Source organism: Myxacorys chilensis, assembly GCF_059505265.1.
This window is the reverse complement of record NZ_JCACKG010000165.1, coordinates 119295-126699: the sequence shown is the minus strand read 5'-3', so window position 1 is coordinate 126699 and position 7405 is coordinate 119295. Positions and strand designations below refer to the sequence as shown.

Below are 7405 nucleotides of genomic sequence, written 5' to 3'. Positions count from 1 at the left end.
TCAAACGTTTGGCAGCATAATTCACCTTCCCAAAGCTTTTCAAACGTCCTCTTAGTAAACTTTATTTGGGACTAACAGGACTAGCGCATTGGCAGCGGATTTGATAGCGGACGAACAGATAAAGTCTTAACAGAGCCTGGTACTCGCGGAGCTTTGCCGATGGACAAATCACTTCGGCAGGCGAAGCCTCTTCCGCAAGTATCTCAAATTCGTTTTCAACAAAAAACTCTGCCTAAGTTGTGATTAAGTTTGGAACGGGGAAATAAACAGTTTTGCCTCTTTGTTTCCCCTACCCACTCTTGAGTTTATCCGCGCCAGTTTAGCCACGGTTGCGCTCCAACAGAAGCATCATCAATAAGCTGAGCAAAACTTGAGGTTCTTCATCATTGCCCAGTTGATTGACCTGTTGAATGGAGAACACTCTTGATAAGAACGTGGGCTTTTTAGAAAGCCGCATTACTGTTCTGCCATCGGGGCGATTCACTAGATAGGTTGGGTTAAAGAAATACCCAGTGAACATTCCAACCACGGGAACTTCTGCAAACAGGGTATCTACTACTTTGACCCAAGGATTTTCTTCTTGAATGGTGAAGACGATTGTTTCGCCGTCTAAAACTTCGTAGTGAGAGCGCCAGAGAGATTTTAGCCCTCGTCGTTTGACTGCACCTAAGGTTTTGCCGTTGGCATCTGAAAAGTGGTAGCAGGCGGAGAAGTCAATAATGCGATCGGCTTTGATCTCATAAACAAGAGTGCTACGTTGGCTATCTGAAAAAACGTGAATGGCTTCTTTCAGTTTGAATAGTTTCTGGCGGACGTACAAGACAACGTTGCCTTGAGCATCTTTTACTGAAATTTGGGGAGCTAATGCCCAGAATTTGAATGTGAGTTCCAAGGGATACTGCATACTGTTGTGGAGTAAAGATCTGCATTCAGTAATTCCCAAGGTAGAAGATTTGGGAACAGCGGAAGGTAGGGAAGATGATCGGTTCGAGTTCTTAAACAGGATGCACCAAACAGGCAATAAAAAAGACGCAAGTGCTAAAAACTGCGTCTATGATTGTGAACAGATTGTGAACAAAAGCAGGATGCCGTTCGTATGAGACGGATAACATAACTTTGAAAAGTTAGTTATCGTAGGTACTTCGCCTCAGCTTCAAGCATTTTTAGCAAGTTCTCGTCCCCTCTGGCTCTTGCAGCTTCCATACGGCGCTGAAGATTTTTTTGAAGATTTTCGCGATGGATATTCGCAACTTCTGTGGAATTAAAACGGTTTCTGTTCATTGTAAACATTCCTAAAGGTAAAGGTGTGCATGCTCTTGATTTAATTTTAGCATTTCAGGATTAAACGGTAGCTTAAGCTACCAAAATTTACACTTAACCTTATTCTTACTTTAGAAATGAAATCTGTTCGAAATGGCTGAGAATGAGACTATATATGATTCTTACTCTTTTGACTGACTTTGGATTAAGCGATAGTTATGTGGGTGTTATGAAAGGCGCGATCGCAACCATCAATCCAACCCTCCAAGTGATCGATCTGACTCATCAAATTCTGCCTCAAGATATCGCTATGGCGCGATTTCAGTTGATGAGCGCCTATCCTTATTTTCCGTCAGGAACAGTGCATGTAGCGGTGGTTGATCCCGGAGTGGGCAGTTCGCGGCGATCCATCGCGATTCAGTGTGAGTCTGGATTTTTAGTTGGGGCGGACAATGGTTTGTTTAGCGGGGTGTTGGGTCAGACAAGCGCGATTGCGGCGGTGGAGTTGACGAATCCTAACTATTGGCGTACTCCCACTCCAAGCAACACATTTCATGGGCGGGATATTTTTGCTCCGGTGGGCGCTCATTTAGCAAGCGGGGTGGCGCTCGGAGAATTGGGAGATGCGATCGCGATCGATACCCTAGTCCAGCTTCCAATTCCAGAGGTGTTTTCGACACCAACGGGAGTGCAGGGCGTGGTGCAAGCGATCGATCACTTTGGCAATCTGATTACAACGATTAAAGGACAGCATGTTCGCGATCGCAACTGGTCGGTTGAGTGCAATCTCAAGCGCTATCCCGGTCAGCAAACTTACGCAGATGCGGCTCCGGGAGAGATGATTGGGCTAGTTGGCAGTCACGGCTGGATTGAGATTGCCGTGAATCGGGGTCATGCTCAAGCTCAGTCGGGTCTAGTCGTAGGTAGCCCAGTCGGAGTTAGGTTCGCTTAGCGACGGATTTGACCAACGGTTCAAAAGCGGGAATGAGGTCAGCATAGCTAACGACTAGCGTAGGATACGATCGATGCGTGTAATCTTTGCCGACCGTTAGCGGAAAAACTGGCTCTGATTCTAAAGAGTACCAAACTGCCCCCGCCGCTTGCACAATCACCCACACGGCGGCAATGTCCCAAATTTTTGGAGTGGCTTCGACGCTGCCGAGTGTGACGCCTGCCCCTACAGAAAGCAGATTGTAGGTGGCAACACCCAGAATGCGAATTTTGGCAGGAAACGGATTCTTGAGAATGCTGACGCTGCGAGCGCAGATGTTAAAGAATTCGTTGTGAGATAGGGCGGCTCGGCTCGCCTGAATCGGCGTGTTGTTGAGAAATGCACCGGACGGCATGTCTAAGTCTGACTTGCCTGGCCAGAAACCATGAAACGCTTGTTGAAGCGGCGGTAGGTAAACGTAGCCAAAGACGGGCGTGCCGCGATAAAGCAAGCCCAAGGAAATTCCCCAAAGGGGCAAGCCGCGAGCAAAGTTGGTGGTGCCGTCTATGGGATCGATGATCCAGCACCATTCGCTGTCGGGGAGAATGTGTTCGACTTCTTCGCTCAGAACGCCATGATCGGGAAAGGCTTGTGCGATCGCATTCCGTAATTCTGCATCTGCCCATTGATCGGATTCGGTCACTAGGCTGCCATCGTCTTTTTCGGAAGCGGTGGCAGATCCAAAGTCTTGAAGGAGTTGAGCGCCGACACGCTGAGTGGTGGATTCGGCAAAAGATTTAACGGTCGTCCAAAAATCGGGCATGAAGGGGATGAAGGATGGGGGGTAAGCGATGATGAACCTCTGCAACGCTCGTGGTCAGGAATAGCGGCTTGAGGTTCTGACATCAATAATCATAGTTTATCGAGCCTGGTCGGTTTATGGAGGATTGAATGTGAAGGATTGCTCTAGGTTGATCGAGATTCAACTTTCGAGCGTGGATTTTTGTGGGTCAGTTGAGCAAGGTAAACTTTCAAAGACAAAGGTTGAAGGGTTAAACGCGAATGTTTGAGCTTCAGCGTTGAATGTCTAACCATCAGCGTTGAATGTTTGAGCTTCAAGCGCGAAGGTTTAAGCTTCAACGTTGAATGTCTGAGCTTCAGCGTTGAATGTCTGAGCTTCAACGTTGAATGTTTGAGCTTCAGCGTTGAATGTTTAAGCTTCAAGCGTGAATGTCTGAGGTTCAAGCGTGAATGTCTGAGGTTCAACGCTGAATGTTTAAGCATTATTGCTGAACCTCAATCTATAGCCGCGCTAGTTTGGCGAAAGAGCAGGTGCAGGCGCAGATTTAGCAGGCTTACTCCGAAGGGCTTTGAATAAGTTGCCGAGTTGGTCTGCAATGGTTTTCAAACCAGGGGTCTTCTTGGCGGCTGTCTTGATGTAGTCATAGACCGTTAAGCTGCTGCTCATCGCTTCGCTGCCGACGGCTAGAAGAGTGTCATCGACTTGCTCAGTCAGTTGAGTGAGCAGCATGAGGAGTTCGCTGAGGTCGGTAGCGAGTTGATAGTCGTTAGAAAACCCTTGCAGGTCAAAACTAGCAGGAAGAATGTTGGGATTGCTTTGAGCCGCTGAGAGACTGTTTTGCACAAAGGCGAGGCGTTTGTCGCCCATTTTGTAGAGACGTTGGCGTTCGTCAGCGCTGAGGGTGACGAGGAAGGGCAGCTTTTGTTGAATGAGTAAGATCGCTTGCTTAATGGCTTGACGATCAGCGTCGCTCAGCGTGGTGTTGATGTCTGTGTAAGGCATGGGTAAATCTTTTAATCATGGATTATGAGATGCGTTGAGGGGGTTAGTGTAGAATTCCCGGCAGGCAAAAGGCAGGAACATTACAGCCACTTTCGAGTCCAACGGTAGAGAAGAGCAAGTATAAAATGAATCTTGGATTCAATTCTTTGCATGGCAATCTGCTCTGAAGCGAAGTTCGAGCTAAGTAGGAAAAACCCGTCTCAACAAACGACGATCGTTTCCTTGCTCTCCTGAACAAACTTGAATCAACCGAGCTTCAAGAGAATTGCTGGTGAAACGGCAGTGCATCGAATCAGAACTGTTAATACACGTCTTGATTTCTCTAGCTTTTGTCAGGAATGCTTACAGTTGCTACTGATGTAACAAATTAAACCCCTGCGATCGCTAGACTACCCAAAGCAGCTTAACCAGCATAGTGCGGATCAACCATGAACGATTCCAAAGAACTCTTCGACTACTGGCACGCTCAAGTGCGGCTTAAAAACTTTGACCTCATTGGTGATCCGCAGCATGTGCCGACTCAAAACTTGCGGCACGACTGTACGAATTACGATGAATTGCGTCATCTTCGTGAAGTGCTGTTACTCGATGAAGAAGAAAAAAGCAAAGTCATTGCCGTAATCAAGTATCAATGTACGGCGAGAGTGTTGCAGTACCGAGCCGGAGTCTTGCGGCAAAAGACAGACCAGCAAGAGAAAGCTTATCAAGACTTAGAGCAAAAGCAGACTCGTCTTCTACAACTCCTTCGCATTTTGCAGGAAAGATTATTCGGCAAAGATCAAGAACTTGCCAAGCTACAAAATCGCATCGTTGGGCTGGAGACTGAAAATGAAGCCCTCAGAGCCGAAGCTGAAACCAATAAAGCTTATGCGGAATTGCTCCAAGAGCTTGAATCACTTAGAAAACAGTACGAGAGCGAAAAAAAGAGAAGAGAAGAACTCGCTCGAAACAATCAACGTTTGGGAGGACAAGTCTCTCATGCCAAACGAAATAAACAGAAACTCGACGAAGCAAGAGCCGCTCTTACAGAATGTCAACGGCAACTCACGAACCTCGCTCAAGATAATCAGCGTCTTCAGCACGAAAACCAATTGCTGCTTGCCAAACTAGAAGAGGTTCAACAATTTCTTAAACAGAACAGTCATGAGAGCCGTAACCATGAAACTTCATGAACTGAAAACTCAAGTGCTTGAGTTGGCTGAGGTCGAAACAACTCAACAACTCAAAGCGAAATGTGCAGCGCTGCGATCGCTAGATATGCGCCATAAAGCTTCTTGGGAAAAGGCGCTATGCGTTCTCAAACCCTCTGACTCTGAGTTTCAAGCTTGGCTCGAAAACCCTCCCGAAGAGTACCGCGAAGTGTTTGCTGAGATTGACAGCACGGCTAAACAGTTTGATCAAGTGTTGACTCAGGCGCGGCAATTGGGACAAGACATCAACGCGATCGCGGAGAATCTCGAAGAATCTGTTGCTGACTTAGAAGCCGAAGCCGAACAGTTGCAGCAAGAAATACAGGTCGGTCGTCGAATTGCTAAGCAAGCGGAGCGAAACTAACGGGCAAAATCCGCCTCTTTAAAAGTCCGTACTGCCTTAATGAAAATGACATTAGGAAATGCAGTCTGCTTTCAGCACAACGACACTTTCACTTTCAAACGCTGAACAATCTTTGATCCGTGTCGTTAATGCGGGGACTTTCCCCTGCTGTAAGCCTGTTAAAGCCTGATCAAAAGCTGGCTGAAAGCTTTGAAGCCATGTCTTGTCCGTCAAATACTGAGGCATAAACGCTGCGCGATCGAGCAGCCAAAAATCAACGCCATACTTACGAATCACTTGCTGCACAGAGGTTAAGTCTTGGCTGTACTGAGCCTGAATTAACTCGATGCTGCGCTGACGAATTTGGCGATAAAAGCCGAGATGAAACGGCAGGGCATATTCTTTACCAACCAAAACAGAACGTTGCGCAAACGTTGGAATATTGTTGGCCTCATCCGAGAGCGTTGCAATCAGACTATCTTGGGGCTGTTGCTGTAAGAACTGGTAGAGCGCTGCCTCGCCCGACACCCGATAGTTTGTCGCTGGAAAATCTCGCGTCACCATTGGAAACAGAAAGAAGACTGCCCCAACAGCGATCGTCAATGCGAGTCTCCAAACCACCGATTTCCAGCGATCAGACCTCGTAAGTTCTGCACACGCGAGCAGCATCGCGTCTAGCAAGATAGTCAGCACAATACCCGATGCGATCGCTAAAACAATGCGCCACGTATGAGTCGTGTATCGAGTTGGAAAAAATAGCCTCAGCAGCAAGGCATGAGCCGCTAAAAACAGCCCCAAAGAGACTAGCGCCGTTTGAGCGAGAATGACGACTTCATCTTTAAGCTGTTTGACTAATGGAAAACGCCGCGATCGCGCCACGATCGGTAACGCTAGCCCAACCCAGATCAGAGGCGGCAACAGTGGCGGTAAGATGCCGCTATGTTGTCCGGTCAGCCAAAACCTCCAAAGATTGCTATCAAAATAGGGATGGCGTCCGCCTGGGTAAAGTTCTGGCATCGTCAACGCTTCAGCCTTAGTCACCAGCGGAGCGAACTCAGACGAAGAAAACGCATAGGGCAAGAGGGCCAAACATCCCAATCCTGCTGCCACTCCAAACCATAGAATCTGTCCCTGCTGAAGCCGAGGTCGCCAACGCTGCCAGTTCCACAACCGCAGAAACAAGAGTGCGATCGTAATGAACACCAACGGCGGATAAATGAAAGCTTGCAATACGATCGTGATCATCACACCCAGCCGAACACGACGCAGCAAATAATATAAAAACGCCAGAAATAGCGGATACACAAACGATCTTGGAGTCGCAGAACTCAAATCATCTCTAAACCACAAACTCTGATTCAGCAATACCATTGCCATAAAGCCAGAGGCAGGCACCGGAAACAGTTGCAAACAGACGCCGAATCCATAAAGTGTTGTCAGTACGCCCAATATCATGGGCAGAAGCTTACTCAATAAAAGCGGCTGAACGCCGAGAGTTGCGATGAGATGATAAATCGCTGCATATCCACCAGGCGTAATCGATTTAAAGTAATCGGCAATCAAGTCCTGGGGAAATAAGCCTGGATTGACAAATTGCTGCATCCAAAACACATACTCTCGTGCATCGTCTTGAACGACATAGCCAGCTCTAAATGCTTTCTGGAGTCCTAAACTGCCGTAATAGATCGCAAATCCTAAGCTTAGAGCCAGCCAAACTGCGGTTCCTTCGGAGTTGCGCTTTGCGCTATGTCCTTTGGAGTTTGTGCCTGTGGCGCTAATCGCGATAGACGTGTTGTGGCGGGAGGTCTGATCAATCGGCGTGATTAGAAGGCGACGCAGACGCAAAAATGGCATGACTCGTTCGGTAAAATTTCAGT

General features: G+C 47.6%; 8 protein-coding genes. 3 read left to right on the top strand and 5 right to left on the bottom strand.

From position 1 onward, the window contains the following. Positions 1 to 319: 319 nt before the first annotated feature. Complete coding sequence (locus AC5JLB_RS13735; protein WP_495874394.1) at positions 320 to 904, bottom strand: LURP-one-related family protein; 585 nt, start codon at positions 902 to 904, stop codon at positions 320 to 322. A 224-nt stretch (positions 905 to 1128) separates the two neighbouring features. Then, positions 1129 to 1281: an arginine synthesis PII-interacting regulator PirA gene (gene pirA, locus AC5JLB_RS13730; RefSeq protein WP_495874393.1), complete on the bottom strand. Its 153-nt coding sequence runs from the start codon at positions 1279 to 1281 to the stop codon at positions 1129 to 1131. A 154-nt stretch (positions 1282 to 1435) separates the two neighbouring features. Here pirA and AC5JLB_RS13725 point away from each other — a divergent pair, with 154 nt between their 5' ends. Beyond that, positions 1436 to 2212, top strand: a complete 777-nt coding sequence (locus AC5JLB_RS13725; protein ID WP_495874392.1) for an SAM hydrolase/SAM-dependent halogenase family protein — start codon at positions 1436 to 1438, stop codon at positions 2210 to 2212. On the opposite strand, the gene AC5JLB_RS13720 is transcribed toward AC5JLB_RS13725, so the two are convergent. Continuing rightward, positions 2199 to 3014 carry an inositol monophosphatase family protein gene (locus tag AC5JLB_RS13720; RefSeq protein ID WP_495874391.1) on the bottom strand — a complete coding sequence of 272 codons (816 nt, stop codon included), beginning with the start codon at positions 3012 to 3014 and terminating at the stop codon, positions 2199 to 2201. The genes AC5JLB_RS13725 and AC5JLB_RS13720 overlap by 14 nt on opposite strands. A 489-nt stretch (positions 3015 to 3503) precedes the next feature. Next, on the bottom strand, positions 3504 to 3995 hold the full coding sequence (locus AC5JLB_RS13715; protein ID WP_495874390.1) for a hypothetical protein: 492 nt from the start codon (positions 3993 to 3995) through the stop codon (positions 3504 to 3506). Between the two features lie 428 nt (positions 3996 to 4423). Here AC5JLB_RS13715 and AC5JLB_RS13710 point away from each other — a divergent pair, with 428 nt between their 5' ends. Together AC5JLB_RS13710 and AC5JLB_RS13705 are read left to right on the top strand one after the other, a co-directional pair. After that, positions 4424 to 5167: a hypothetical protein gene (locus AC5JLB_RS13710; protein ID WP_495874389.1), complete on the top strand. Its 744-nt coding sequence runs from the start codon at positions 4424 to 4426 to the stop codon at positions 5165 to 5167. Next, the gene (locus tag AC5JLB_RS13705; RefSeq protein WP_495874388.1) at positions 5154 to 5549 is read left to right on the top strand and encodes a hypothetical protein; all 396 of its coding nucleotides are present in this window, start codon (positions 5154 to 5156) and stop codon (positions 5547 to 5549) included. Before AC5JLB_RS13710 ends, AC5JLB_RS13705 begins: the two co-directional genes overlap by 14 nt. Before the next feature lie 51 nt (positions 5550 to 5600). Here AC5JLB_RS13705 and AC5JLB_RS13700 read toward each other — a convergent pair whose 3' ends face one another. Continuing rightward, the gene (locus AC5JLB_RS13700; protein ID WP_495874387.1) at positions 5601 to 7382 is read right to left on the bottom strand and encodes a hypothetical protein; all 1782 of its coding nucleotides are present in this window, start codon (positions 7380 to 7382) and stop codon (positions 5601 to 5603) included. Positions 7383 to 7405 lie beyond the last annotated feature (23 nt).

Coding starts and splice junctions, on each gene's coding strand:
- AC5JLB_RS13735 (WP_495874394.1), bottom strand. CDS start 904: ATGCAGTATCCCTTGGAACTCACATTCAAATTCTGGGCATTAGCTCCC.
- pirA (WP_495874393.1), bottom strand. CDS start 1,281: ATGAACAGAAACCGTTTTAATTCCACAGAAGTTGCGAATATCCATCGC.
- AC5JLB_RS13725 (WP_495874392.1), top strand. CDS start 1,436: ATGATTCTTACTCTTTTGACTGACTTTGGATTAAGCGATAGTTATGTG.
- AC5JLB_RS13720 (WP_495874391.1), bottom strand. CDS start 3,014: ATGCCCGATTTTTGGACGACCGTTAAATCTTTTGCCGAATCCACCACT.
- AC5JLB_RS13715 (WP_495874390.1), bottom strand. CDS start 3,995: ATGCCTTACACAGACATCAACACCACGCTGAGCGACGCTGATCGTCAA.
- AC5JLB_RS13710 (WP_495874389.1), top strand. CDS start 4,424: ATGAACGATTCCAAAGAACTCTTCGACTACTGGCACGCTCAAGTGCGG.
- AC5JLB_RS13705 (WP_495874388.1), top strand. CDS start 5,154: ATGAAACTTCATGAACTGAAAACTCAAGTGCTTGAGTTGGCTGAGGTC.
- AC5JLB_RS13700 (WP_495874387.1), bottom strand. CDS start 7,382: ATGCCATTTTTGCGTCTGCGTCGCCTTCTAATCACGCCGATTGATCAG.